Source organism: Pseudarthrobacter sp. NS4 (assembly GCF_024758005.1).
Lineage (GTDB): Bacteria > Actinomycetota > Actinomycetes > Actinomycetales > Micrococcaceae > Arthrobacter.
This window is the reverse complement of the sequence record NZ_CP103288.1, coordinates 3,047,768-3,070,115: the sequence shown is the minus strand read 5'-3', so window position 1 is coordinate 3,070,115 and position 22,348 is coordinate 3,047,768. Positions and strand designations below refer to the sequence as shown.

Here is a 22,348-nt window from a genome sequence, read left to right as displayed (position 1 = left end):
CATGGCCATCTCAATTAACAAGAAGCGTACGAACAAGAGCAAGTCTGCTTCGCGCAGCCGCCGCCAGCTTCGTATCCGTAAGCGCATCTCCGGTACGGCTGTACGTCCTCGTCTGGTCGTCAACCGTTCCGCACGCCACGTATTCGTCCAGGTTGTCGATGACACCAAGGGCCTGACCGTAGCGAGCGCGTCCACTCTGGAAGCCGACCTTCGTGCATTCGACGGTGACAAGACTGCCAAGGCCAAGCGCGTTGGCGAGCTCGTCGCCGAGCGTGCGAAGGCTGCCGGTATCGAAGCTGTTGTCTTCGACCGCGGTGGTAACAAGTACCACGGCCGGATCGCCGCCGTCGCTGACGGTGCACGTGAAGGTGGGCTGTCACTGTGACGGAAGCAAACAAGGAAAAGGACACTGTGTCTGCAGATCAGAAGGCGACTGAAGCCGTAGCTGCTCCGGCCACTGAGACCACTGCCCCCGCCGCTGCTGACGACCGCCGTGGCGGCGCTCGTCGCGGCGAGCGTGGCGACCGTGGCCAGGGCCGCGGCGAGCGTGGTGGCCGTGGCGGCCGCGACGGCGGCCGTGAAGCCGAGAAGAGCCAGTTCGTAGAGCGCGTCGTCACCATCAACCGCGTTTCCAAGGTGGTCAAGGGTGGTCGTCGCTTCAGCTTCACCGCCCTGGTCGTCGTCGGTGACGGTAACGGCATGGTCGGCGTTGGCTACGGCAAGGCTAAGGAAGTTCCTGCCGCAATCGCGAAGGGCGTTGAAGAGGCCAAGAAGTCCTTCTTCCGCGTTCCCCGCGTTGGCAACACCATCCCGCACCGCGTTCAGGGTGAGGCTGCTGCCGGCGTCGTAATGCTGCGTCCGGCTTCCGCCGGTACCGGTGTTATCGCCGGTGGCCCGGTCCGTGCAGTACTGGAGTGCGTGGGCATCCACGACATCCTCTCCAAGTCGCTCGGTTCCTCCAACGCCATCAACATCGTTCACGCGACCGTTGATGCCCTGAAGCGCCTCGAAGAGCCGGCAGCAGTGGCAGCACGCCGCGGCTTGCCCCTCGACGAGATCGCTCCGCCGGCACTGGTGAAGGCTCTCCTGAATTCGAAGGCAGGTGCCTAGTTATGGCTAAGAACCTGATTCCCTCCGACGCCCAGTTGGAGATCACTCAGATCAAGTCCGCCATTGGCGGCAAGCAGAACCAGCGCGACACCCTGCGGTCACTCGGCCTGAAGCGTATCGGACAGACCGTTGTCCGCACCGCCGACGCCGTGACGGTTGGAATGCTCAACACGGTTCCGCACCTGGTAAAGGTAGAGGAGGCGAAGTAAATGGCAGAGAACACTGCTGACAATGGACAGTCTGCTGACAAGCAGAACGCCCTGAAGGTTCACCACCTGCGTCCCGCCCCGGGTGCCAAAACCGCTAAGACCCGTGTTGGTCGTGGTGAAGGTTCCAAGGGTAAGACCGCCGGTCGCGGTACAAAGGGTACTGCAGCCCGCTACCAGATCAAGGCTGGCTTTGCCGGCGGCCAGCTGCCGCTGCACATGCGCCTGCCGAAGCTGCGCGGCTTCAAGAACCCGTTCCGGGTTGAGTTCCAGGTTGTAAACCTGGACAAGCTCAACGAGCTGTTCCCGGAAGGTGGCGCAGTCACCGTGGAGAACCTGGTCGAAAAGGGTGCCGTTCGCAAGAACCAGCCCGTCAAGGTGCTGGGCACCGGCGACATCACCGTCAAGGTTGACGTCACCGCCCACGCATTCTCGGCCAGCGCCGCTGAAAAGATCGCTGCAGCAGGCGGAAGCACCACCGCTCTCTAGAGCCGGTGGGCGAAAGCCTGTTGTTGAACTCCCGGTGACCGGGGCCATGGCCCCGGTCACCGGGAGTTTTTCACATCCACCCGCCGTATTTTTCCCGCCATCGGGCGCATGCGCGCTGCTGCGGATTGTTCGCATGGCGCATACAACCGTTAGACTCGGTTGTTGGGATTATTGAGCCCCATCACACCACTCTCATTGACACCACAGGAGGACGCTTGCTTAGCGCATTTGGCCGGGCCTTTCGCACGCCTGATCTGCGACGCAAGTTGTTGTTCACGCTGGGAATCATCACCATTTTCCGCTTGGGTGCTTTCATTCCCTCGCCAGGTGTGGACTACCAGAATGTCCAGCAATGCTTGCAGAACGGTCAGACGGCAGGCGGGCTGTACGAGCTCGTTAACCTGTTCAGCGGCGGTGCGTTGCTCCAGGTGTCCATCTTCGCCCTGGGCATCATGCCCTACATTACGGCGAGCATTATCGTCCAGCTACTCCGGGTGGTCATCCCCCGGTTCCAGGAGCTGTACGAAGAGGGTGCTTCGGGCCAGTCAAAGCTGACACAGTACACTCGGTACCTCACCATTGCCCTGGGCCTGCTCAATGCCACCACCCTGGTATCCCTGGCCCGCTCCGGCCAGTTGCTGCCGGGCTGCGCGCTCCCGATCATTCCTGATAACAGCGTCATCACCACCATCCTGCTCATCATCACGCTGACGGCCGGCACCGGCCTGATTATGTGGATGGGCGAGCTTGTTACGGAGAAGGGTGTGGGCAACGGTATGTCGCTGCTCATCTTCACTTCCATCGCAGCGACGTTCCCCACCTCCCTCGGCGCCATCTGGAGCTCGCAGGGACCGGCAACGTTCTTCACCGTCCTGGCCATCGGCCTGCTGACCGTGGCACTGGTGGTCTTCGTCGAACAGTCGCAGCGGCGTGTGCCCGTGCAGTACGCCAAACGGATGATCGGCCGCCGCACAGTGGGCGGAACCAGCACCTACATCCCCATCAAGGTGAACATGGCCGGCGTTATCCCGGTGATCTTCGCTTCCTCCATGCTGTATCTGCCGGGCCTGATCTCACAGTTCAACCAGCCCAGGCAGGGCGAGCAGCTCCAGCCGTGGGTCGAATGGATCAACAACAACCTGGTCCGCGGCGACCAGCCGATCTACATGGTTCTGTACTTCGCCATGATCGTGTTCTTTACCTACTTCTACGTTTCGATCACCTTCAACCCTGAAGAAGTGTCGGACAACATGAAGAAGTACGGCGGCTTCATCCCAGGTATCCGCGCCGGCAAGCCGACCGCTGACTACCTGCAGTACGTGCTCTCCCGGATCACCCTGCCCGGTGCCCTGTACCTTGGCTTCGTGGCGCTGATCCCTCTGGTGGCACTGGTACTAATCAACGCGAACCAGAACTTCCCGTTCGGTGGCACCTCGATCCTCATCATGGTGGGCGTTGGTCTGGAGACCGTCAAGCAAATTGATGCGCAGCTACAACAACGTCACTACGAAGGGCTTTTGCGATGACGAGAATGCTGATTATTGGACCTCCCGGTTCCGGAAAAGGAACGCAGGCGGAGCGGATCTCGGAGCGCCTCGGCGTTGTGGCGATCTCCACCGGCGACATCTTCCGCGCCAATGTAAAGGGCGAGACCCCGCTTGGCATTGAAGCCAAGAAGTACATGGATGCGGGCGATTTCGTTCCGGACAGCGTGACCAACAAGATGGTGCGCGACCGGCTCAGCGAGGCCGACGTCGAAAGCGGCTTCCTGCTGGACGGCTACCCCCGCACCACCGCGCAGGTGGATTACCTGGACGAGATCCTCGCCAAGGGTGAGGAGAAGCTCGACGTCGTCCTGCAGCTGACTGCCGACGACGAGGAACTGGTGCACCGCCTCCTCGGCCGGGCCAAGGAAACGGGCCGGAGCGACGACAATGAAGCCGTCATCCGCCACCGCCTTGACCTGTACCACGAGCAGACCGAAGCTGTGGTGGCAAAGTATGCCGAGCGCGGCATCCTCACCCAGGTTGACGGCATCGGCCCGATTGACGAAGTGACCGATCGCGTGATGCAGGCCATCAAGGCGGCACAGGCAGCCTGATCCAGGCAGCGGTTTTCCGAGGCTCCTCCCGGTACACGGGAGGAGCCTCAGCCATTTGAAAGGAACACACCCATGGCCTTTGGCCAGCCCCGCATTGAGTACAAGAACAATGCCCAGATGCGCACCATGCACGAGGCAGGCCTGGTCCTGGGCCGCGCCCTGGACGCGGCTGTTGCCGCCGCGGCACCCGGTGTCACCACCAAGCACCTCGACGACGTTTTTGCCGCCGTCCTGAACGAAGCCGGCGCGAAGTCCAACTTCCTCGGATACCACGGGTTCCCGGCCTCCATCTGCACGTCGGTCAATGACGAGGTGGTGCACGGCATCCCGGGCGGCCGTGTCCTGCGGGACGGTGACATCATCTCGATCGACGGCGGTGCCATTGTTGACGGCTGGCACTCCGACTCCGCCCGCACCGTGATTGTTGGAACCGCCGATCCCGAGGACCAGCGGCTCTCTGACGTCACCCGCGCTGCCATGTGGCGGGGGATCGCAGCCCTGGCCACCGGCACCCATGTGGGCGATGTCGGCGCCGCCATCGATGATTACGTTTCTTCTGTGCCCGGGAAACCGCTGGGCATCCTGGAGGACTACGTGGGGCACGGCATCGGTTCCGAGATGCATATGGCGCCGGACGTCCTGAACTACCGGACCAGCCACCGCGGGCCCAAGATCAAGCCCGGCCTGTGCCTTGCGATTGAGCCGATGCTGGTGCGCGGCGGCATTGAGACGGCCGTGCTGGAGGACGACTGGACCGTGGTGACCACCGACGGCAAGCGTTCCTGCCAGTGGGAGCATTCCGTGGCGGTCCATGACAAGGGCATCTGGGTGTTGTCCGCGCCCGACGGCGGCGCGGAGCACCTTGTGCCGCTCGGCGTCACCCCCGTGCCCATCCCCTAAACGCATGTAAGTAGCAGCAGGTGTCGTTTTCAGGCCTGAAAACGACACCTGCTGCTACTGAGTTGGGTGATCATCACCGGACGGGTCAGCCTGGCCATCCGGTTCCCACCGCAGCAGGTCGCCCGGCTGGCACTCCAGCACCTCGCACAGTGCCTCGAGGGTAGTGAACCGTACTGCCTTTGCCCGCCCGTTCTTGAGCACGGCCAGGTTCGCGGGTGTGATTCCAACGCGCTCGGCGAGCACCCCGACAGGCATCTTGCGCTTGGCCAGCGCCACATCGATATCGACGATGATTGCCATCAGATCACCTCGTCGAGTTCAGAGCGCAGGTGCTTGGCTTCGGCCTCGCGGGCTACGGCCTGTGCCAGCAGCATGCGGAGCACCAACACAATCAGCGCCACGCCCGCAATCATGAGGGATGCGCCGCAGATCAGCAGGACAATTCCGGGGGCGACGTCTCCCGGAGCCAGGAGCACGGCGATCCCGAACATGAGCAGCGCTGCTGTCGCGATAGCGCCGAAAATCACGTCCACATACCTGAAGGCGCCGTGGGAGAAGACGGTTCCCCGTCGGACCATGGTCAGCAGCCGCCATACGCATACGGCAGTGACCTGTATACAGACAATGCCCAGGACCACGATGGCCAGAAACGCGATGCGCGGACCAGTGGGCGCGCCCGCTTCCTCAAGGTCGATGGAGATCAGCGGCACCATCCACACCTGCACGAACAACGAACCGGCGAGGACCAGCGCAATGACGATGCGCAGCGCGAGGACGGACAGTTTTCCCATTTGGGTCTCCTTTATCGATCAACAATGCGATTCTATCGAAAATCAATAGGTCTGACAATGGCCCGCCAATGGGGCGGCTTGTGATGGGCCGCCGGGGCAGAATGGGCCCATGGGTTCTCTGACTGATGTACCGGGTGTCCGGGTAGGGCATGTCCAGAAGAGTGGCGCGGGTTGGCTGACCGGCGTGACGGTGGTCCTGCCGCCGCCGGGCACGGTTGGCTCCGTCGATGTTCAGGGCGGCGGGCCGGCGACCCACGAGACCGATGCCCTGGATCCCACCAGCCTCGTCAGCAAGGTGGACGCCGTAGTGCTCACCGGCGGCAGCGCGTACGGCCTTGCCTCTGCCGGCGGTGCCCAGCGGTGGTGCGAGGAAAACGGCAGGGGCTTTGCAGTGCCCGGGGGAGTGGTGCCCATCGTCCCGGCGGCGGCGATCTTCGACCTGGGCCGCGGCGGTGACTTCTCCGCACGTCCGACGCCGGACATGGGCTACCAGGCAGCCGCTGCGGCTGCGGCGGAAAAGGAAGGGCACGACGTCGGACGCGGCAACTTGGGTGCCGGCACCGGAGCGCTTCTTGGCAGAACCTACAAGGGCGGCGTGGGTACGGCGTCCGTCACCCTTGAGGGCGGCGTTGTGGTTGCGGCGCTGGCTGTTGTGAACGCCTTGGGTTTGCCTGTTGGTCCGCCGGTCGTTGAGCCGGTCGAAACCAAGGGCGCGGATTTCGACAGATTTCATGACCGGGGCCCCGAGCCGCTGAACACCACGCTCGTCGTGGTTGCTACTGATGCTGTGCTGGATGTGGCCGAGTGTAAGCGGACCGCATCAGCCGCGCATGCCGGGATTGCCCGGGCGCTCAACCCTTCCCATACCCTTGCCGACGGGGATGCTGTCTTTTGCCTTGCAACCGGAGCGAAGGCACTGAACCGAAGCGATGAAACGGCCCGGCAGATCAGCCTTGTGACGCTGCAAAGTGCGGCAGCCGACGTCGTACGTTTGGCCATCCTGGACGGTGTGGGCAGTGCCGAAGCCGTGACTACTCCGGCGGGGGACTATGGTGCGTACGGCACCGTCGTAGGTTAGTATTGCCGATTTAACTTTTACGGCATTAAAGAGTAGTGTTGTTTGTTGGTTGTCTGGACTGCCGCGCCCTTTTGGGTCCTGGAGCTGACAATCGATCCAACAAAAACGTTCGTGGTCATGCCCGGTGCAATCCGGCAGGGCTGCGGCAACAACAGTTAGCGGAGGGTATGGCCAAGAAGGACGGGGTCATTGAGATCGAAGGCGTTGTGACCGAGGCGCTGCCTAACGCGATGTTTCGCGTTGAGCTCACCAACAAGCACATCGTTCTGGCACACATCTCTGGAAAGATGCGCCAGCACTACATCCGAATCCTCCCAGAGGACCGCGTAGTGGTGGAGCTGAGCCCGTACGACCTCACCCGTGGTCGTATCGTCTACCGCTACAAGTAAATTGCTGGGCGGCGCTTCAGTGCGAGCTGACCGCTGCTCCAGTTGACCAACTGTTACACGCAAAGGAACGCCATGAAGGTCAAGCCGAGCGTCAAGCAGATCTGCGAAAAGTGCAAAGTGATCCGCCGTAATGGCCGGGTCATGGTGATCTGCGAGAACCCGCGCCACAAGCAGCGCCAGGGCTAATTCCCCTCATCGGGAAATCCTGGGTTGCTAACCCACGCAAGTAAATAAAGGCAGCACAAGCTGATCTGGGACGTATGGAGCCCGGGCAGCTAACCCCCGGTCGGAGGCTGGGGCCGCACAGCACGTGCGGGTGTACTGCCTACGACCTCCGGTTTATCAAGGAGTACTGCCACTATGGCTCGTCTCGCTGGCGTAGACATTCCCCGCGAAAAGCGGCTGGAAATTGCGCTTACTTACATCTACGGCGTGGGTAAGACCCGTGCACACGAAACCCTGGCTGCCACTGGCATCAGCGCTGACGTTCGCGTCAAGGACCTGACTGATGCCCAGCTGGTTGAGCTGCGTGACTACATTGAAGGCAACTACAAGGTTGAGGGTGACCTTCGCCGCGAAGTAGCAGCAGATATCCGCCGCAAGGTTGAAATCGGCAGCTACGAAGGCCTGCGCCACCGCAAGGGCCTGCCCGTACGCGGTCAGCGTACGAAGACCAACGCACGTACCCGCAAGGGCCCGAAGCGTACCGTCGCCGGCAAGAAGAAGGCCCGTTAAAATCCCGTCCGGGATTAACGGAGCTTTCCCCAATAACTTTCTGTAGGAGAAAAAATGCCCCCGAAGACTCGTGGCGCGGTTCGCAAGCCGCGTAAGAAGGACAAGAAGAATATCGCGCTTGGCCAGGCGCACATCAAGAGCACTTTTAACAACACCATCGTTTCCATCACGGATCCGAACGGCGCTGTTATCTCTTGGGCTTCCTCAGGTGAGGTCGGCTTCAAGGGCTCGCGTAAGTCCACCCCGTTCGCTGCCCAGATGGCTGCTGAAGCTGCTGCCAAGCGTGCGCAGGAGCACGGCATGCGCAAGGTAGACGTTTTCGTCAAGGGACCGGGATCCGGACGCGAGACCGCAATCCGTTCGCTGCAGGCTGCAGGCCTGGAGGTTGGCTCCATCCAGGACGTCACCCCCGCAGCGCACAACGGCTGCCGCCCGCCGAAGCGCCGCCGCGTCTAAGGCTTTCCCGCCGCAAAAGCTTGCCCGGACCTTCAATGGTCCGGGCAAGCCCAGCGCGTTAAGTCTTCAGACCGAATTTCCACCACCTGTGTTGCGTCATATAGCGGATGCTCGCCGAAAGGAAACCTAAGTGCTCATTGCACAGCGCCCCACCCTCTCCGAAGAGGTAGTCTCCGAAAACCGTTCGCGTTTCATCATTGAACCGCTGGAACCGGGCTTCGGCTACACCCTCGGAAACTCCCTCCGCCGTACCCTGCTCTCCTCCATCCCCGGTGCTGCCGTAACCAGCATCCGGATCGATGGCGTGCTGCACGAGTTCACCACGGTTCCGGGTGTCAAGGAAGATGTCACTGAGATCATCCTGAACATCAAGAGCCTGTCGGTTTCCTCCGAGCACGACGAGCCGGTTGTCGCTTACCTGCGCAAGCAGGGCCCCGGAGTCGTCACCGCCGCGGACATTGCTCCGCCGGCCGGCGTCGAATTCCACAACCCGGATCTGCACATCGCCACGCTGAACTCGAAGGGCAAGTTCGAACTCGAACTGACCATCGAGCGCGGCCGCGGCTACGTTTCGGCAGCTCAGAACAAGTCCGGCGACGCAGAGATCGGCCGCATCCCGGTCGACTCCATCTACTCGCCGGTGCTGAAGGTTACTTTCCGCGTGGAAGCAACCCGTGTTGAGCAGCGCACCGACTTCGACAAGCTGATTGTCGACGTCGAGACCAAGCAGGCCATCGCCCCGCGCGATGCCGTCGCTTCCGCAGGCACAACCCTGGTGGAACTGTTCGGTCTGGCCCGTGAGCTGAACACCGCAGCTGAAGGTATCGAGATCGGCCCGTCGCCCACCGACGCTGCCCTGGCAGCTGACATGGCACTGCCGATCGAGGATCTGGACCTCACGGTCCGTTCCTACAACTGCCTCAAGCGTGAGGGCATCCACACCGTGGGTGAACTCGTTGCCCGCTCCGAGGCCGACCTGATGGACATCCGCAACTTCGGTGCAAAGTCCATTGACGAGGTCAAGGCAAAGCTGGTTGAACTGGGCCTGTCCCTCAAGGACTCGCCTCCCGGTTTTGACCTCGCAGCACGCGCCGCAGCAATCGAAGAGGACGACGCCGCCTTCGGCGACGACGAACTCTAAACCAGACCTTGGCCGGCGGGCAGCACCATGGTGTGCCGCCCACGGCTTCCATATGAGGAGAAACAATTATGCCTACCCCCACTAAGGGTCCGCGCCTCGGAGGCGGCCCGGCTCACGAGCGCCTCATGCTCGCGAACCTGGCAGCATCCCTGTTCGAGCACAAGCGGATCACCACCACGGTGACCAAGGCCAAGCGCCTGAAGCCGTATGCAGAGCGCCTGGTGACCTTCGCCAAGCGCGGCGACCTGGCTTCCCGCCGCCGCGTCCTGGGCCTGATCAGCAACAAGGGCGTCGTCCACGAGCTGTTCACCGACATTGCGCAGGCAGTGGAGAACCGCGACGGCGGCTACACCCGCATCACCAAGATCGGCAACCGCAAGGGCGACAACGCTCCCATGGCTGTCATCGAACTGGTCCTCGAGCCGGTTTCCGCCAAGCAGGCTGTAGTCGCTGAGGCCACCCAGGCTGCCGCCAAGGCTGCTCCGGCTGCCGAGGAAGCTCCCGAGGCTGAGGTCGCCGAGACCGAAGCTGCTGAAGCTCCCGCCGCTGAAGAAGCTGCGACTGAAGAAGCTGCTACCGAAGAGGCTCCGGCCGCTGAGGAAGCCGCCGAAGCACCCGCTGCCGAGGAGAAGGACGCGAAGTAATTCGCTGACCCGCTTCGCATAGACTTAGGTCTATGAACGACCAAAAACCCGCGGCCCCCGTTTTGGGGGGCGGTGGGTTTTTGCGTGTCCGGCTCGATTTGTCGTACGACGGCGGTCCGTTTAGCGGGTGGGCCCTGCAGCCAGGCCTGCGTACGGTGCAGGGCGTGCTGGAAGAGGCACTGCAACTGCTCGTCCGGCGGCCCATCCGTGTCACCGTGGCCGGCCGCACCGACGCCGGTGTGCACGCCCGGGGGCAGGTGGTCCACCTGGACCTCACCGAAGCCGAGTGGCTGGGGCTCCCGCGCGGGCACGAACTCGACCCCGCCGTCGCCATGCTGCGGCGGCTCCGCGGTGCCCTGAGCCGGATACTTGGCGACCTCACCGGGGCCGTCGAAGTGCACCGCGTGTCATTGGCCCCTCCAGGCTTTGACGCGCGCTTCTCGGCCCTCTGGCGGCGCTACAGTTACCGGATCGCCGACGGTCCCGCCCTGTGGGACCCGCTGGGCCGGTACTCCACGCTGTGGCACAAGAACGCCTTGGACGTTTCCCTCTTGAACGAGGGCGCGTCCCGCCTGCTGGGGCTCCAGAACTTCCTCGCCTTCTGCAAGCCGCGGGAGGGGGCCACCACCATCCGCGAGCTGCAGCGCTTCGAGTTCACGCGTGCGGAGGACGGCGTCATTGTGGCCACCGTGCAGGCCGATGCCTTCTGCCACAACATGGTGCGCGCCCTCATCGGTTCCGCACTGTACGTGGGGGAGGGCGTGGTGGAACCCGGCTGGCTGCATGAACGGTTGCTGGCGAAGAAGCGCGACGCGAAATCCGTCCTGGCCGCGCCGCACCCCCTGGTGCTCGAGGAAGTGGCCTACCCGTCCGACGACGAGCTGCTGGCCCGCGCCGAGCTGACAAGGGCAGTGCGGCAGTACTAGAAGGACGGCGGAGGCCCCTCGGCCGGCAGGGTCAGGGTGAAAGTGCTGCCTTCCCCCTGGCCGCTCACGCAAGTGATGCTCCCGCCGTGGCGCTCCACGATCATCCTGGTGATGGACAGCCCCAGGCCTGCGCCTGCGATCGCCGCTTCACGGGCGGACTCGGAGCGGAAGAACCGGTTGAAGACCCTGGCGGTGTCCTCGCTGCTGATCCCCATGCCGGTGTCGCTGACGCTGAGCTGAACCCATTCACTGGTGCTGCGGGCGCTGATGGTGACCCGCCCGCCGTTGGGGGAGTACTTGATGGCGTTCGAGACCAAATTGTCCAGCGCCTGTCCTATCCGGAGCGGGTCCGCGTAGGCCCATAGTGGAGATGGGACGTCCGCCGTAAGCAGGATGTTCGCTTGCTCGGCCTGGGCCTGCGCCGAATCAATACTGGTTTCCACCAGGCTGGCGAGGTCCGTTCGTTTGGGATGGACGTTCAATGCGATGGATGCCGAGGCAGAGAGATCAGCCACAAGGGCCAGCATCCGCTCGGCGTTCCGCTGGACAACCAATAGCCGCTGGGCAACCTTCGGCGGCAGTGCAGTGACATCGTCAAGCACCAGGTCAATGTTTCCGATAATGGAGTTCAGCGGCGTCTTGAACTCGTGCGTGACGTTCGAAACGAGTTCCTGGTTCGCCGCCAGCGCCTCCACCCAGCCCGTGACGTCGTTATACACCACTACTGCACCCGTGAGTTGGCCATCCTCACTGAACAGCGGCCGGGCGGCCGTGGATACGGCGCGCTGCTCCGTGCCCTCGCCGGTCCACACAAGATAGTCGGCAAAGGATTCACCGGCCATCGCCCTGCTGATGGGCCGCTTCTCGGGCGGCAGCAAAGTTCGCCTGTCCTGCCCGAAGATCAGCTGGTGATCTTGGCCGGGAACGGCGTCGTCACCTTGTGTTTGCCGGCGGAAGCTCCGTTGCCGGTTGTTGGTCACCAGGAAGTGGCCGGAACGGTCGACGGCGGCAATGCCGACGTCGGTGGCGTCCAGTACCGTCTGGAGCAGTTTTTCCCGTTCCCGGCTTTCACCCAGCAGCTTCCGGAGTTCACGGTCCTTTTCCGCGAGCTCCCGCTGCTGCATGCGCAGATGAACGCTCGCAAATCTGATCGCCAAGGATACGGCGAGCGTGATGAGGGGGAAGAGGAACACGGTGGTGATGTCCGACGCCGTGAAGTTGGGGACTTTCGCTGCCACGGACGGAAGCATGATGAAAAAAGGGCCCGCGAAGCTGAGCACCAAACTGGTGCGGGCCAGCATTCCGGAAGCGGAGAGCCAAATGACCGGGAACACGGCCAGGACGGCCAGGCCAGGGAGAAGAGGAAGGGCGCCATTGCGCAGCAGGCCGATCGCGGCGAAGTCCAGGATCGGGATCAGCAGGTACGGGCGGTGCGCCAGCCGCTCCCATGGGACCAAAAAGCAGGCCAGGAACAGGACACTATGCAGAACGATACCGCCCACATAAAGCGGATCTTGCAAAAGTTCAGGCCAAGCGAACGGCGTGGCCACTGCCAATGCAGCCACCAGCAGCGTCAGTGGCAGCTGGCACAGTGCCACTTGCGAGCGGGTCCCCAATCCCCGGAAGAAGCGCAGTTGTCCGCGCCGAAACAGGGATTCAGTCATAAACGCCGCTCAGGCCCCACCAAGTTATGTTCCGGGCAATGGCGGCACGTGCCGCCGAATTCCTGCAGGTCATCGTTGTCCACATCCTTCCCAGCCCATAATGCACATGTCTTGTCATGATAATTGACTTTCTGAAACGAATGGTGAAACGGGGTGTCATCAGCCCGGCTTCCTTGTAGCGTATAAATAGTTGGAGCGGATATGGCATTGGCGCTGGGCTGATGGGGGGCGTATCCGCCTGGCTCAGGGATAGTAATGGACGACGATCTTGGTGTAGCTGTAGTAATCGAAGACGATGCCGACGTTCGAAACCTCCTCGAAGGGGTTTTGAGCCAGGCCGGCTTCGAGGTCCATACAGCAGTTGACGGGCGGGCCGGGGTTGAAGCGGTCCGCAGCAAGCAGGCCAATGTGGTGACGCTGGACATCGGCCTGCCGGATATTGACGGGTTTGAAGTGCTTCGGAGAATCCGTCACTTCAGTAATGCCTATGTGGTGATGCTGACGGGCAGAACCGAGGAACCGGACCTGCTTTCTGCCCTCAATGCCGGCGCTGATGACTACATCGCGAAGCCCTTCCGGCCCCGGGAACTGCGGGCACGGGTTGCTGCGATGATGCGCCGGCCGCGCCACGAGGTCAGTGGACAGAAGCCGGCAACGGCCGTGTGGCCTCCGGCTCCTGCCGCGGCCGTTCCACGGCAGCACGACTCCGCCGTCCTGCAGCACAATGGCCTGGTTCTGAATCACCGGACGCGGACCGTGGAAGTCCAGGGTGAACCGCTGGCGCTCACCCGCAGCGAGTTCGACCTGCTCCACGTCCTGCTGCGCGGCGGCGGTGCGGTGAGCACGCGCGCTGACCTGGTGAAGGCGGTGCGCGGCGAGTTCTACGACGAAGACACCTACATCAGTGAAGCGGACGAGCGTGCCGTCGAGGTCCACATCGGGAATTTGCGGCGGAAGCTCAAGGAAGACCAGGTGTCACCGCGTTGGCTGCAGACCGTGCGCGGCGTGGGTTACCGGCTGGCTCCGAGCCGGCCGGCCGAGCGGTAGCCGTACTAGCCGTTCTTCAGGATGTACGTTGCCTGGAGCTCGGAAATGGTCTGGCCGCCGTCTGCGGCGACACGTTCCATCAGCACTTTGCCCTTGCCGAAGTCACCCTGGCGGATCAAAGTTTCCAGCAGCTCCGCCAGCTTGGACAGCCGAACACCGCCCACCATGGCGGAGCTGATCTTCAGACTGATCGCAGCGTCCAGGGCGGCGGCGCTGTCCTGGCTGTGCACGGCGGTTGCCAGGCGGGTGTACCGCTGGTCCCACATGGCGGCGTAGTCGCGCGCGAAGCTCTGGGCGAGACCCGAGCCGGCCAGCTCGTCTTCCAGCTCGTCGAGGACGCCGGCATCAACGAAAGGCAAGTGCCCGGCTGCTTCCTGTGAGAGGGCGGTTACGATCCCGGAAGGGTCGGAGCCCGCAGCTGCGCTTTCGTCGCTGGAGCCGGGATCTGGACTGTGCATTGTTCAAGGCTACTTCCTAACCTGATCTGCAGGGCTTGACTTGGGCCGATCTTGTGGAAACCTTGCGGCATCCTGCGAAACTTGACCGCATGTCAACTACTGGCCGGTAAAGGCCGCAATTGCACGAATGACAGTGGGGCCGAGAATGGCTATGAAGAGCACTGGAAAGATGAAGAAGAGCAGGGGGAAAAGCACCATGACAGGCAGCTTCATAGCTTTTTCTTCGGCCCGCTGGCGCCGTTTAACCCGCATGACCTTAGCCTGCACCCGCAGCACCCGGCTGATGGCGATTCCGTAGGCATCGGCCTGGACCACGGCCTGAACGAAGCTCCGCAGCTCAGGCGCGCTGGTCCGCTGGGCCAGCCCAAGATAGGACTCGCGGCGGCTCCGGCCAACCTGCATGTCCTGCAGCGTCCGCACCAGTTCTTCCGCCAGTGGGCCGGTTCCATTTTGTCCGGCCCGGGCCATGGCTCCTTCAAAGCCGAGGCCAGCTTCAACGGAAATCAGCATCTGGTCCAAGGTATTGGCCAGTTCGAGCTGGATCTTTTTTTGCCGCTCCTGGGCCTTGCTCAACAAGAGCAAATCCGGGATGAAGTAACCAAACAGGAAAACAACGGCGCCGAGAAGCTTGAGCACGGGATTGGACCCCGCGGTGCTGAGGAACAGGCCGAAAAGCGCACCGGCAAACCCAAGAGCGGGTTTTGCTGCCAGCAGCCGGCCCAGGGGGATGGACGGGGGCCGGCCGGCAAGGCTGAGCATCTGGTCAAGCTTCCGCACATAGGCGTCGGGAGTGATCCGACGGCCGATGCGGAGGAAAATGCCATCCTCCTCCCTGACTTCGGCCACATCCAGGTCCTTGCCGCGGACCAGGTTGTTACGGACAGCCTCCTCGGCTTTCTTGTCGCTTCCCAACAACGACCAGAGCAAGTAGGCGGATGGCAGCGCCACCAGGAGGCCGGAGATAATTACGAGCATATTCATAATCAGAACTTCAGGTCCACAATCTTGCGGAGCCACAGGGCGCCGATGGTCATAAACACAACCGACGCGCCTATGAGGATCCATCCCAGAACTTCAGTGAACATGACGTCCATGTAACCAGGGCTGATGACCATCAGCAGGGCGATGATGCCCACAGGCATTGCCATCAGTATGTAAGCGGAAAATTTTCCCTCAGCGGCCAAGGCTTTGATGTGGCCTTTGATTTCGGAGCGCTCCCGGATGGTTTCGTTGACCTGGTCCAGCACCTCCGCAAGGTTTCCGCCTACTTCGCGGTTAATCTGGACGGCTTGGGCGATCCACACAAAATCTTCGCTTTGCATCCGTTCAGCGGTGTCGTTCAAAGCAGACAGCAGGTCACGGCCCAGACTTGTTTCCGTGACGATGCGCCGCATCTCCTGCGCTGTGGGGCTGGGAGATTCGGCGGCCGCGGCGTCGATGGAGCGCAGGATGCTGTGGCCGGCGCGAAGGCCGCCGGTCAAGAGGTGCAGGGTATCACCGAGTTGCTCGTCGAATTGGCTGCGCCGTTTTGCCGCCCGCTGCTTCAGGTAGAACTGGGCGGCAAACGGGATTGCCAAGGCACACAGGACCGCGAGGAAAGGTCCTTGGACCACCAGGCCGACCAGGGCGGCAACGCTGGACCCGGCGGCCACGAGGATCATGAAATCAGCCTGGTTCAGCCGGACCCCCGCCCGCTCGAGCGCTTCGGGGTTGTAAAGCCGGACCTGCCTTGCGGCCAGAAACTTGTTCAGATCCGCTGCGGCCGAACCGATGAAGACCGAAACCTGGGATTTCGAATCCTGCTCATACGGACGCCGACGGTCCCGTCGCACCGCTGGCTGGGACTGAACGACGATCACGAGGGCAACGGCAATTACAGCCAGCGACATGAGGGCTATTCCGAGGATCAGCACGCATACCCCTTAGCCTCTGGCAGGCGTGGGCTGCCCGCCGGTAGAGCCAAAAACGCCAGGGGACACATGAATCCCCATATCTTCGAAGCGGTCGATGAAGCGGGGCCGGATTCCTGTCGGGACCGGTTTTCCAAGGAACTTTCCATGGCTGTCCACCCCAGCCGAGAAGTCGAACACGAAGGCGTCTTGCAGCGTGACGATATCCCCTTCCATGCCTTGCACCTCGGTCACGTGCGTGATCCGGCGGGTTCCGTCCCGAAGCCGTGAAATCTGCACAATCAGGTGGACTGCAGAGGCAATTTGCTCCCGGATGGCACGCAGCGGGAGGTCCATGCCCGCCATGAGGACGAGGGTCTCCAATCGGGCAACAGCATCCCTCGGCGAGTTCGAGTGAACAGTGGAGAGGGACCCGTCATGACCGGTATTCATCGCCTGGAGCATGTCAAGGGACTCCCCGCCGCGGACCTCACCCACCACAATTCGGTCCGGACGCATACGAAGCGAGTTACGGAGCAGCTCACGGATGGTGACTTCGCCTTTACCTTCAGTGTTGGGCGGCCGGCTTTCGAGACGGACCACATGGTCCTGCTGGATCTGAAGCTCGACGGCGTCCTCGATGGTAACGATGCGGTCCGTGTCCGGAAGGAAGGAGGAAAGTACGTTGAGCAAGGTAGTCTTGCCCGTTCCGGTGCCGCCGGACACGATGATGTTCAACTTGGCCTTAACACAGGCGTTCAGCAGCTCGGCCATCTCAGGCGTCAGAGTGCCAAAGTCGATCAGGTTCTTGACAGTCAAGGGAACCTTGCTGAACTTACGGATGGTTAACGAGGATCCTCCCACTGCCAGCGGCGGGATCACGGCATTCACACGGGAACCGTCTTCCAAACGTGCGTCGACCAGCGGCGACGATTCATCGATGCGGCGGCCTACCTTTGACACAATGCGTTCGATGACCGTGCGCAAATGCGCCTCGGAACTGAACTGCGAATCAGTGAGCGTTAGCTTGCCTTTCCGCTCCACATAGATCCGGTCCATTCTGTTGACCATGATTTCGGTGACGTCAGGGTCGTCGAGGAGCCGCTGCAGCGGCCCATAGCCCAGAACATCATCAGCGACGTCGCGAACCAGGCGCGTGCGCTCATCCGGCGACAACGGAACCTGTTCACCGTCGATAATCTGGCTCAGCTCATCCCGCGCAGCTTTGCGCAGATCCTCCTCGGTTACGGATGAATCGCTGAAACGCGACCCCATCCGTTCAAAAAGGGAGGTGGCCGCCCGCTGTTTGAGCCCGGCGAGCGCATCCACGGCCTTAGCTTTGGGCGCAGCGGGCTGCTTGGGCAGGTGCCCCAAGGGCTCGCGCTTGTCCTTCTGGTCCGGGACTTCAGGGGGCGGCGGCGGGCTGGCGGTTGCAGTACGGGGTTTCTTTGGGGCAGTATCCGACGGCGCTGCCTGAGCCATGCTGATGCGTTCGGATAGCTTCATCGTATTACCACCCTTCTGTGTTGCTGGCGTTGCGCCTTGAGGCGCCAGACCGGGTTGAACCGCTCCACCAGGCGCTGGAATCCTTTGATGGCCGGGTCACGGCGGGAGCTCTGGAGGAGAGGAACTCCACGGTTGGTGGAGTAGGCTACAGCTTTTGAGCGCGGAATGCTGATATCCACCGGCGCACCGACCGTTGCTTCCACGTCCTGGACGGACAGCCCGGATTTGGCATCAGCCATATTGAGGACCACGTGCCTGGAGGCCGGAAGAATGTTGAGTTGGCGCAGGACATCCAACCCTGAACGCAGCCCGCGGACGCCGGGCACGTCCATGCCCGTTACCCAGACGGCGTCCGTGCAGTGCTCCAGGCTGGTGAGCACCATCTCGGTCAGGCCCGGAGCGGTGTCGATCACCACATACTGGAATTCCCCGGCCAGTTGTTCCAGCAGCCGGGACACTTGCTCCACGCTGATTTCATCGGCTTCGACAGGATTCTTCGGTGCACAAAGGGCATAGATACTGGCTGGGTGGACGGTGAGGAAGGCCTTGAGCACCAACGAATCCTGGCTCGCAGACGGGGTAACCGCATCGGTCACCGTGTGTTCAGGGTCCAGATCCAAACCGGATGCCACATCTCCGAATTGAAGATCCAGGTCCACAAGCACTACGCTCATCGGTGCGATCTTGCCCAGCCCCACGGCAATGTTCGTCGCTATGGTGGTCTTGCCCACCCCGCCTTTTGGAGAAAAAACGCCGATAACCAGTCCCTTGGGGGTAGGGTCCGCGGCCTGTTCCTCGTGGTTCCGCTGGCGGCTGGCAAAAGCCTGGCAACCGCGTTCAAGGATCACCCGGATCTGGGCGGGGTCCGAGGCGGGATGGAGGACATCCCTGACACCGGCGCGCATGGCGTGCAAGACGGTATCGGGGTCCGCTTCCGCGACGAGAATGACGCTGATTTCAGGAAACCGGACGTCAAAGACGGTGGCGAGGCGGAGGGCGTCCTCAATGGGTACTTCAGGTCCCAGGATCAGCACTTCAGGCTGTTCCTGGTTCATCTGTTCGAACAGGTGCTGCGGTTCAGAGGGGACGACGTCGGTTGCGAACGTCTGTACCGCTCCATGCAGTCCTTCGGACACTGCCTGTCTCAGCCGGGCGTCGAAGTCGCCATTGGGGGTGATGAGGACGAACCGGCTCACTTGTACATCCTGTTCTTCCGGATGATCTCAGCTGCACCCGGGGCGGCTTGCTCGGATTCTTTACTCAGCCAGATAGTGCCGAATTCTGCGGCGAAGACAATGCGGGCCGCCGTCGCAGCGTCAACTGCGAAAGTGACCATCATGGTCCCCGTAGGGAGGGCCGGTGTACCGGCGGTCTCCTCCTGCGCCGGCGCGGCTGTCTGTTGGATGCCAGAGATCAGGAGGCGGTGGAAGACGAACTGCGTGGTTTCCGGGGGTGCATTGGTCTCTGATGGACCTGCGGGGAAGGAGATGAACATGCCAACGGTGTCCCCTGCAACAAGCCGCGCACCCACGGTGCGCTGGGGATCCAATGCCACGGACACTTCCTGGAGCCCCTCGGGTACCGGGACGGAACCCGGGGTTTGCAGTTCCGCGGGGTCCAAGAGCCGTTCGGCTACGAGTTGCTCGCCGGGAACCAGGTCAGCACCGGTGACTTTCCCGGCAGCGGCATCAAGATTTTTCAAGGCACTGCCCGGTACTGCGTTGGCAGGGACCGGCTTGAGGGCAAGGGATTTGGCCAGCGCCTCCACGGGAGTGCCGGCGGGTACTGCTTCTTGAACGACCAACACGTCGACCGGCTTCAGCCCTTCCTGCGCCCTGCGGTCAGCGCCCTGGGCGTAAGAGAAAACCAGGACCATCCCGATGATTCCGAGCAGGACAGCAGCGGTTCCTGCCAATAAGCGAGATTTCACTGACTCTCCTGTGGTCGGGCTTTACTAGTTTGTCATACGCACTATGGTGGCACCATCAGTATTGACAGGGCCCAGAGTGTAACCATCCATCAAAGAAACGTACTTCACGAACGTGCCGATGATGCCGCGGCACGGCTCCCGGCATTCAAGGCCGGAGGGGACGTCGGGTGATCGGTTGCGGAATGTGTAGGGAAGCCCTGAACTGCCAACTTTCCATCCCGCGACCTTAAACGCGGCGAAGGTTGTTAGTCCGTAGACAGCGCCGGATCCTGTTCCCGTGACGGAATTGAAAATCGGCAGCAGGAGGATCACGTCTTTGCCGGCGTTCATGTCTGCGGCCCAGCCGTTAAGCGTGGCTTCGCAATTCGGTGGCGCATTGTTACCAGTTTCTCCGCCCGCACTGGACGTTGCGATGTCAATGAACGCCCCGCACTGTCCTGCCCCCTGTTTGAGGCCCCCGAATCCGCCTTCCACAGCGGCGCCTGACGGTCCGTAGTTGCAGTCGGCGTTGGTGTTTTTCCCATGCAGCTGCAGTAGTTGCATAACCCCTGCCCTGTCGCGGACTTGGCAGATGGAAACAGTTATGGGGAACGGTGCGGGTCCCTTGACGGGACTGCCCCAAACCGCGGACGAGCTGGCGCCCACCTCGGCGCTGGTGATGCCGAGTGCTTGCGCGAAGTACAGGGACACTGAATTGGCTGCCGCTCCCGTCTCCCGGGCCGATGTCTGCACCCTGACTTTCCTGGCCGTCGTGTCCAGGGAAATTGACTGTACGTTGCTCATGCCATCCAGGGCATTCTGGTTGGCCAAGCTCGAAGCCAGGGGAGAGCTGGAAGAACACTGGGGATCAGCAAGACTGCTGGCACATTTCTGTGCGACCGCTAATGCCGAGGCATCGGCACCGTTCTGCAGCTGGGCCCGTTCTGAATAGAGCACACCCACGTCAACGGTCAACGCGGTGAAGGCGAGCAATACAACCATGAGCAGCGCCACGATCACTGCGACTCCGCCGCGCTCGCTGTCCTGGCGGCCCTTCGGGTATGTCATCCGCCGCACAGCATCACGCCCTTTCCGGTCAACGCAAACGGGCCTGCAAAGCCAGTGATGGTGCTAAGCGTGTATTGGATCGTTACGGTCATTTGCTGGGTGGGTGCGCATGATGCTTGGGAAAAGGAGATATTTGAATCGACGAGGGCGGGGTTGAGAGAAACGGCAGCGTTCTTGGTCGCAGCCTTGGCAGCGGCCTGGTCGCTGGAGATTGCCATGACCCGTACGCCTTCCCGGGCAGCACTTGTCAGGGAAAGCTGGGTGTTGAAGGCCCTGCCAAACTCCATGATTCCCAGTAGCAACGCCAATAGGACCGGCAGGACAATGGCGAACTCAACGGCGGCAGCGCCGCGCTCGGATCCTTCCGGCATGTGGCGCCGCCTCTTTCTAGTAGTGGCCAGTGACAAAGGTGGGTGGCGGAACCTATGGCTCCACCACCCCAACCTATGAGAGAAACGCTCTGAGCTTCGAGCTGTGAACTACGTGGCGGCGGGAGCGGCGGGAGCTGCGGGCAGCTTACCGGTGATGCTGTCGAAGAGTGCATCCAGCTGGCCGCCAAGCATGATGACGGCGGCGATGATGACGACCGAAATGAGGCCAACCATGATGCCGTATTCAACGGCAGTGGCGCCCTTTTCTTCGCGGAGGCGGTTCTTCAGGTTGAAGCCGAGGGTCTGGAGGGTAGCGATGAGAGAAAGCATTTTGTACTCCTGAGCGAGTTGGGGGGCTGGTCCATCACCAGCTCTGATACGAAGTTAGCAACCAAATCGAGGGCGATATCCGGATCTTGCAGCATCCTGCGGAAAGGCTTTTTCACCTGCGCCTTTCCTGCGCCTGTCCTGCGATAACGCTGGGTTTGGCGGTCTGTGGACACGCAAACGGACCCCCTCGGTTCTGGGTGCCGAGGGGGTCCGGTACTTGGGCGCCTCACGGCGCGGTTGGGGAGCTACGCTACTTAGCTGAAGGTTTCAATGATGCTGATAACAGCAGGTCCGAGGAGCACGATGAAGAGCACAGGAAAAATGAATAGCAGCAACGGGAAAAGCACTTTTACTGGCAGCTTCATTGCTTTTTCTTCAGCCCGCTGGCGTCGCTTGACGCGCGCCTGTTTTGCTTGTGCGCGGAGTACTTTGGCGATGCCAATGCCGTATTTGTCGGCCTGGACGACGGCCCGCACGAAACTCCGCAACTCTTGGACGGACGAACGGGCAGCTAGCGCATCATATGCCTCCTGCCTTGGCCGACCCACTTGGATGTCCTGAAGCGTTCGCGTCAACTCCTCAGCCAGTGGACCGCCCCCGTATTCGCCGGCTCTCGCCATGGCAGATTCAAAGCCGAGCCCCGCCTCCACGGAAATCAACATTTGGTCCAAGGTATTGGGAAGCTCAAGTTCAATAGCCTCCTGACGTTTGATGCCCTTGTTGTAAATCAGGAGATCAGGGACAAAATACAGGAGCACGGTGGTAAACAAAGCCAACCCGTACATGGGTGCTGTTGGAGACTTACTGATAAGGAGCAGGCCAAAGAGTGCCCCGCCGAATGCAAGAAGCGGTTTTGAGACGACGAGCTTGGTGAGGGGCATTGACTGAGGCCGCCCGGCCAATGCAAGCCACCGGTCCAGCTTGGCTTCATAGCCTTTAGGCGTCAGCCGTTTAGACACGCCCAGCAGCATGTTACTCCGCTGAGCGTCAGAGGTTCCTCCAGCGCTGAATCCTTGGTTCAAGTTGCTCTGGACTGCCAGAGCGCCCCGTCGATCGAGCGTCACAAGTACCCACGAGAAATAAGAAAGTGGTAGCACTATTGCGGCAATGATGAGCCAGGTTATTGGAGACATGTGACTT

29 protein-coding genes are annotated in these 22,348 nt (G+C 61.8%); 16 read left to right on the top strand and 13 right to left on the bottom strand.

Annotation, left to right across the window (positions count from 1 at the left end; all coding sequences use genetic code 11):
- Position 1: 1 nt before the first annotated feature.
- The 7 genes from rplR (at position 2) to map (ending at position 4,806) form a co-directional block, all read left to right on the top strand.
- Positions 2-385 carry a 50S ribosomal protein L18 gene (gene rplR, locus NXY83_RS14470; RefSeq protein WP_079596676.1) on the top strand — a complete coding sequence of 128 codons (384 nt, stop codon included), beginning with the start codon at positions 2-4 and terminating at the stop codon, positions 383-385.
- Positions 382-1,110 carry a 30S ribosomal protein S5 gene (gene rpsE / locus NXY83_RS14465; protein WP_258802899.1) on the top strand — a complete coding sequence of 243 codons (729 nt, stop codon included), beginning with the start codon at positions 382-384 and terminating at the stop codon, positions 1,108-1,110. Before rplR ends, rpsE begins: the two co-directional genes overlap by 4 nt.
- Positions 1,111-1,112: 2 nt before the next feature.
- Positions 1,113-1,319, top strand: coding sequence for a 50S ribosomal protein L30 (gene rpmD, locus NXY83_RS14460; RefSeq protein ID WP_078027228.1), 207 nt, complete (start codon positions 1,113-1,115; stop codon positions 1,317-1,319).
- The gene (gene rplO, locus NXY83_RS14455) at positions 1,320-1,805 is read left to right on the top strand and encodes a 50S ribosomal protein L15 (protein WP_258802898.1); all 486 of its coding nucleotides are present in this window, start codon (positions 1,320-1,322) and stop codon (positions 1,803-1,805) included. It abuts the gene before it with no gap.
- 215 nt (positions 1,806-2,020) lie between these two features.
- Positions 2,021-3,331, top strand: a complete 1,311-nt coding sequence (secY, locus tag NXY83_RS14450; RefSeq protein WP_258802897.1) for a preprotein translocase subunit SecY — start codon at positions 2,021-2,023, stop codon at positions 3,329-3,331.
- 5 nt (positions 3,332-3,336) lie between these two features.
- Positions 3,337-3,906: an adenylate kinase gene (locus NXY83_RS14445; protein ID WP_258802896.1), complete on the top strand. Its 570-nt coding sequence runs from the start codon at positions 3,337-3,339 to the stop codon at positions 3,904-3,906.
- Between the two features lie 72 nt (positions 3,907-3,978).
- The gene (map, locus tag NXY83_RS14440) at positions 3,979-4,806 is read left to right on the top strand and encodes a type I methionyl aminopeptidase (protein WP_258802895.1); all 828 of its coding nucleotides are present in this window, start codon (positions 3,979-3,981) and stop codon (positions 4,804-4,806) included.
- Positions 4,807-4,860: 54 nt separating this feature from the next.
- On the opposite strand, the gene NXY83_RS14435 is transcribed toward map, so the two are convergent.
- Positions 4,861-5,106: a helix-turn-helix domain-containing protein gene (locus NXY83_RS14435; protein ID WP_258802893.1), complete on the bottom strand. Its 246-nt coding sequence runs from the start codon at positions 5,104-5,106 to the stop codon at positions 4,861-4,863.
- Positions 5,106-5,597 carry a DUF2975 domain-containing protein gene (locus NXY83_RS14430; protein WP_258802892.1) on the bottom strand — a complete coding sequence of 164 codons (492 nt, stop codon included), beginning with the start codon at positions 5,595-5,597 and terminating at the stop codon, positions 5,106-5,108. Before NXY83_RS14430 ends, NXY83_RS14435 begins: the two co-directional genes overlap by 1 nt.
- A 109-nt stretch (positions 5,598-5,706) precedes the next feature.
- On the opposite strand from NXY83_RS14430, the gene NXY83_RS14425 reads away from it, so the two are divergent.
- The 8 genes from NXY83_RS14425 (at position 5,707) to NXY83_RS14390 (ending at position 10,966) form a co-directional block, all read left to right on the top strand.
- The gene (locus tag NXY83_RS14425) at positions 5,707-6,675 is read left to right on the top strand and encodes a P1 family peptidase (RefSeq protein WP_258802891.1); all 969 of its coding nucleotides are present in this window, start codon (positions 5,707-5,709) and stop codon (positions 6,673-6,675) included.
- Positions 6,676-6,842: 167 nt separating this feature from the next.
- On the top strand, positions 6,843-7,064 hold the full coding sequence (infA, locus tag NXY83_RS14420) for a translation initiation factor IF-1 (RefSeq protein ID WP_009358723.1): 222 nt from the start codon (positions 6,843-6,845) through the stop codon (positions 7,062-7,064).
- A gap of 72 nt (positions 7,065-7,136) precedes the next feature.
- A complete protein-coding gene (gene rpmJ, locus NXY83_RS14415) occupies positions 7,137-7,250 on the top strand; it encodes a 50S ribosomal protein L36 (RefSeq protein ID WP_009358722.1) in 114 nt (37 codons plus the stop codon).
- Between the two features lie 174 nt (positions 7,251-7,424).
- Entirely contained in the window at positions 7,425-7,799 is a 375-nt protein-coding gene (rpsM, locus tag NXY83_RS14410; RefSeq protein ID WP_003803743.1) for a 30S ribosomal protein S13, read from the top strand.
- 54 nt (positions 7,800-7,853) lie between these two features.
- Positions 7,854-8,255: a 30S ribosomal protein S11 gene (gene rpsK, locus NXY83_RS14405; RefSeq protein ID WP_018769149.1), complete on the top strand. Its 402-nt coding sequence runs from the start codon at positions 7,854-7,856 to the stop codon at positions 8,253-8,255.
- Between the two features lie 130 nt (positions 8,256-8,385).
- Positions 8,386-9,396 (top strand): DNA-directed RNA polymerase subunit alpha, encoded by a 1,011-nt coding sequence (locus NXY83_RS14400; protein ID WP_013601812.1) that lies wholly within the window; start codon positions 8,386-8,388, stop codon positions 9,394-9,396.
- Positions 9,397-9,464: 68 nt separating this feature from the next.
- Positions 9,465-10,040, top strand: coding sequence for a 50S ribosomal protein L17 (gene rplQ, locus NXY83_RS14395; RefSeq protein WP_258802889.1), 576 nt, complete (start codon positions 9,465-9,467; stop codon positions 10,038-10,040).
- A 32-nt stretch (positions 10,041-10,072) separates the two neighbouring features.
- On the top strand, positions 10,073-10,966 hold the full coding sequence (locus tag NXY83_RS14390) for a tRNA pseudouridine synthase A (protein WP_258802888.1): 894 nt from the start codon (positions 10,073-10,075) through the stop codon (positions 10,964-10,966).
- Here the strand turns inward: NXY83_RS14390 and NXY83_RS14385 are convergent.
- On the bottom strand, positions 10,963-12,630 hold the full coding sequence (locus NXY83_RS14385) for a sensor histidine kinase (RefSeq protein ID WP_258802887.1): 1,668 nt from the start codon (positions 12,628-12,630) through the stop codon (positions 10,963-10,965). The two genes, NXY83_RS14390 and NXY83_RS14385, sit on opposite strands and share 4 nt — an antisense overlap.
- Before the next feature lie 255 nt (positions 12,631-12,885).
- Between NXY83_RS14385 and NXY83_RS14380 the strand changes: the two genes are divergently transcribed.
- Positions 12,886-13,677, top strand: a complete 792-nt coding sequence (locus NXY83_RS14380) for a response regulator transcription factor (protein ID WP_258802886.1) — start codon at positions 12,886-12,888, stop codon at positions 13,675-13,677.
- Positions 13,678-13,682: 5 nt separating this feature from the next.
- On the opposite strand, the gene NXY83_RS14375 is transcribed toward NXY83_RS14380, so the two are convergent.
- The 10 genes from NXY83_RS14375 to NXY83_RS14330 form a co-directional block, all read right to left on the bottom strand.
- Entirely contained in the window at positions 13,683-14,135 is a 453-nt protein-coding gene (locus tag NXY83_RS14375; protein WP_258802885.1) for an Hpt domain-containing protein, read from the bottom strand.
- Positions 14,136-14,231: 96 nt separating this feature from the next.
- Positions 14,232-15,116, bottom strand: a complete 885-nt coding sequence (locus tag NXY83_RS14370; RefSeq protein WP_258802884.1) for a type II secretion system F family protein — start codon at positions 15,114-15,116, stop codon at positions 14,232-14,234.
- Between the two features lie 2 nt (positions 15,117-15,118).
- Positions 15,119-16,048, bottom strand: a complete 930-nt coding sequence (locus NXY83_RS14365; protein WP_258802883.1) for a type II secretion system F family protein — start codon at positions 16,046-16,048, stop codon at positions 15,119-15,121.
- A gap of 9 nt (positions 16,049-16,057) precedes the next feature.
- Complete coding sequence (locus tag NXY83_RS14360; protein ID WP_258802882.1) at positions 16,058-17,530, bottom strand: CpaF family protein; 1,473 nt, start codon at positions 17,528-17,530, stop codon at positions 16,058-16,060.
- Positions 17,527-18,726, bottom strand: coding sequence for an AAA family ATPase (locus tag NXY83_RS14355; protein WP_258802881.1), 1,200 nt, complete (start codon positions 18,724-18,726; stop codon positions 17,527-17,529). The genes NXY83_RS14360 and NXY83_RS14355 overlap by 4 nt, the downstream gene beginning before the upstream one ends.
- Positions 18,723-19,460: a Flp pilus assembly protein CpaB gene (cpaB, locus tag NXY83_RS14350; protein WP_258802880.1), complete on the bottom strand. Its 738-nt coding sequence runs from the start codon at positions 19,458-19,460 to the stop codon at positions 18,723-18,725. Before cpaB ends, NXY83_RS14355 begins: the two co-directional genes overlap by 4 nt.
- Positions 19,461-19,484: 24 nt before the next feature.
- The gene (locus NXY83_RS14345) at positions 19,485-20,507 is read right to left on the bottom strand and encodes a Tad domain-containing protein (RefSeq protein ID WP_309484082.1); all 1,023 of its coding nucleotides are present in this window, start codon (positions 20,505-20,507) and stop codon (positions 19,485-19,487) included.
- A complete protein-coding gene (locus NXY83_RS14340) occupies positions 20,504-20,878 on the bottom strand; it encodes a TadE family protein (RefSeq protein ID WP_258802877.1) in 375 nt (124 codons plus the stop codon). The genes NXY83_RS14345 and NXY83_RS14340 overlap by 4 nt, the downstream gene beginning before the upstream one ends.
- Before the next feature lie 108 nt (positions 20,879-20,986).
- A complete protein-coding gene (locus tag NXY83_RS14335; RefSeq protein ID WP_258802876.1) occupies positions 20,987-21,208 on the bottom strand; it encodes a Flp family type IVb pilin in 222 nt (73 codons plus the stop codon).
- Positions 21,209-21,462: 254 nt separating this feature from the next.
- Entirely contained in the window at positions 21,463-22,341 is an 879-nt protein-coding gene (locus NXY83_RS14330) for a type II secretion system F family protein (protein ID WP_258802875.1), read from the bottom strand.
- Positions 22,342-22,348 lie beyond the last annotated feature (7 nt).

Excerpts from the sequence above, each read along its gene's own strand:
- NXY83_RS14445 (WP_258802896.1), top strand. The coding sequence starts at position 3,337 with ATGCTGATTATTGGACCTCCCGGTTCCGGAAAAGGAACGCAGGCGGAG.
- NXY83_RS14360 (WP_258802882.1), bottom strand. The coding sequence starts at position 17,530 with ATGAAGCTATCCGAACGCATCAGCATGGCTCAGGCAGCGCCGTCGGAT.
- rplO (WP_258802898.1), top strand. The coding sequence starts at position 1,320 with ATGGCAGAGAACACTGCTGACAATGGACAGTCTGCTGACAAGCAGAAC.
- NXY83_RS14335 (WP_258802876.1), bottom strand. The coding sequence starts at position 21,208 with ATGCTTTCTCTCATCGCTACCCTCCAGACCCTCGGCTTCAACCTGAAG.
- NXY83_RS14375 (WP_258802885.1), bottom strand. The coding sequence starts at position 14,135 with ATGCACAGTCCAGATCCCGGCTCCAGCGACGAAAGCGCAGCTGCGGGC.
- NXY83_RS14425 (WP_258802891.1), top strand. The coding sequence starts at position 5,707 with ATGGGTTCTCTGACTGATGTACCGGGTGTCCGGGTAGGGCATGTCCAG.
- rplR (WP_079596676.1), top strand. The coding sequence starts at position 2 with ATGGCCATCTCAATTAACAAGAAGCGTACGAACAAGAGCAAGTCTGCT.
- NXY83_RS14435 (WP_258802893.1), bottom strand. The coding sequence starts at position 5,106 with ATGGCAATCATCGTCGATATCGATGTGGCGCTGGCCAAGCGCAAGATG.
- rpsM (WP_003803743.1), top strand. The coding sequence starts at position 7,425 with ATGGCTCGTCTCGCTGGCGTAGACATTCCCCGCGAAAAGCGGCTGGAA.
- NXY83_RS14380 (WP_258802886.1), top strand. The coding sequence starts at position 12,886 with ATGGACGACGATCTTGGTGTAGCTGTAGTAATCGAAGACGATGCCGAC.
- NXY83_RS14370 (WP_258802884.1), bottom strand. The coding sequence starts at position 15,116 with ATGAATATGCTCGTAATTATCTCCGGCCTCCTGGTGGCGCTGCCATCC.
- infA (WP_009358723.1), top strand. The coding sequence starts at position 6,843 with ATGGCCAAGAAGGACGGGGTCATTGAGATCGAAGGCGTTGTGACCGAG.
- NXY83_RS14430 (WP_258802892.1), bottom strand. The coding sequence starts at position 5,597 with ATGGGAAAACTGTCCGTCCTCGCGCTGCGCATCGTCATTGCGCTGGTC.
- NXY83_RS14330 (WP_258802875.1), bottom strand. The coding sequence starts at position 22,341 with ATGTCTCCAATAACCTGGCTCATCATTGCCGCAATAGTGCTACCACTT.
- map (WP_258802895.1), top strand. The coding sequence starts at position 3,979 with ATGGCCTTTGGCCAGCCCCGCATTGAGTACAAGAACAATGCCCAGATG.
- NXY83_RS14340 (WP_258802877.1), bottom strand. The coding sequence starts at position 20,878 with ATGCCGGAAGGATCCGAGCGCGGCGCTGCCGCCGTTGAGTTCGCCATT.
- rpmJ (WP_009358722.1), top strand. The coding sequence starts at position 7,137 with ATGAAGGTCAAGCCGAGCGTCAAGCAGATCTGCGAAAAGTGCAAAGTG.
- rplQ (WP_258802889.1), top strand. The coding sequence starts at position 9,465 with ATGCCTACCCCCACTAAGGGTCCGCGCCTCGGAGGCGGCCCGGCTCAC.
- NXY83_RS14345 (WP_309484082.1), bottom strand. The coding sequence starts at position 20,507 with ATGACATACCCGAAGGGCCGCCAGGACAGCGAGCGCGGCGGAGTCGCA.
- rpmD (WP_078027228.1), top strand. The coding sequence starts at position 1,113 with ATGGCTAAGAACCTGATTCCCTCCGACGCCCAGTTGGAGATCACTCAG.
- rpsK (WP_018769149.1), top strand. The coding sequence starts at position 7,854 with ATGCCCCCGAAGACTCGTGGCGCGGTTCGCAAGCCGCGTAAGAAGGAC.
- NXY83_RS14390 (WP_258802888.1), top strand. The coding sequence starts at position 10,073 with ATGAACGACCAAAAACCCGCGGCCCCCGTTTTGGGGGGCGGTGGGTTT.
- NXY83_RS14385 (WP_258802887.1), bottom strand. The coding sequence starts at position 12,630 with ATGACTGAATCCCTGTTTCGGCGCGGACAACTGCGCTTCTTCCGGGGA.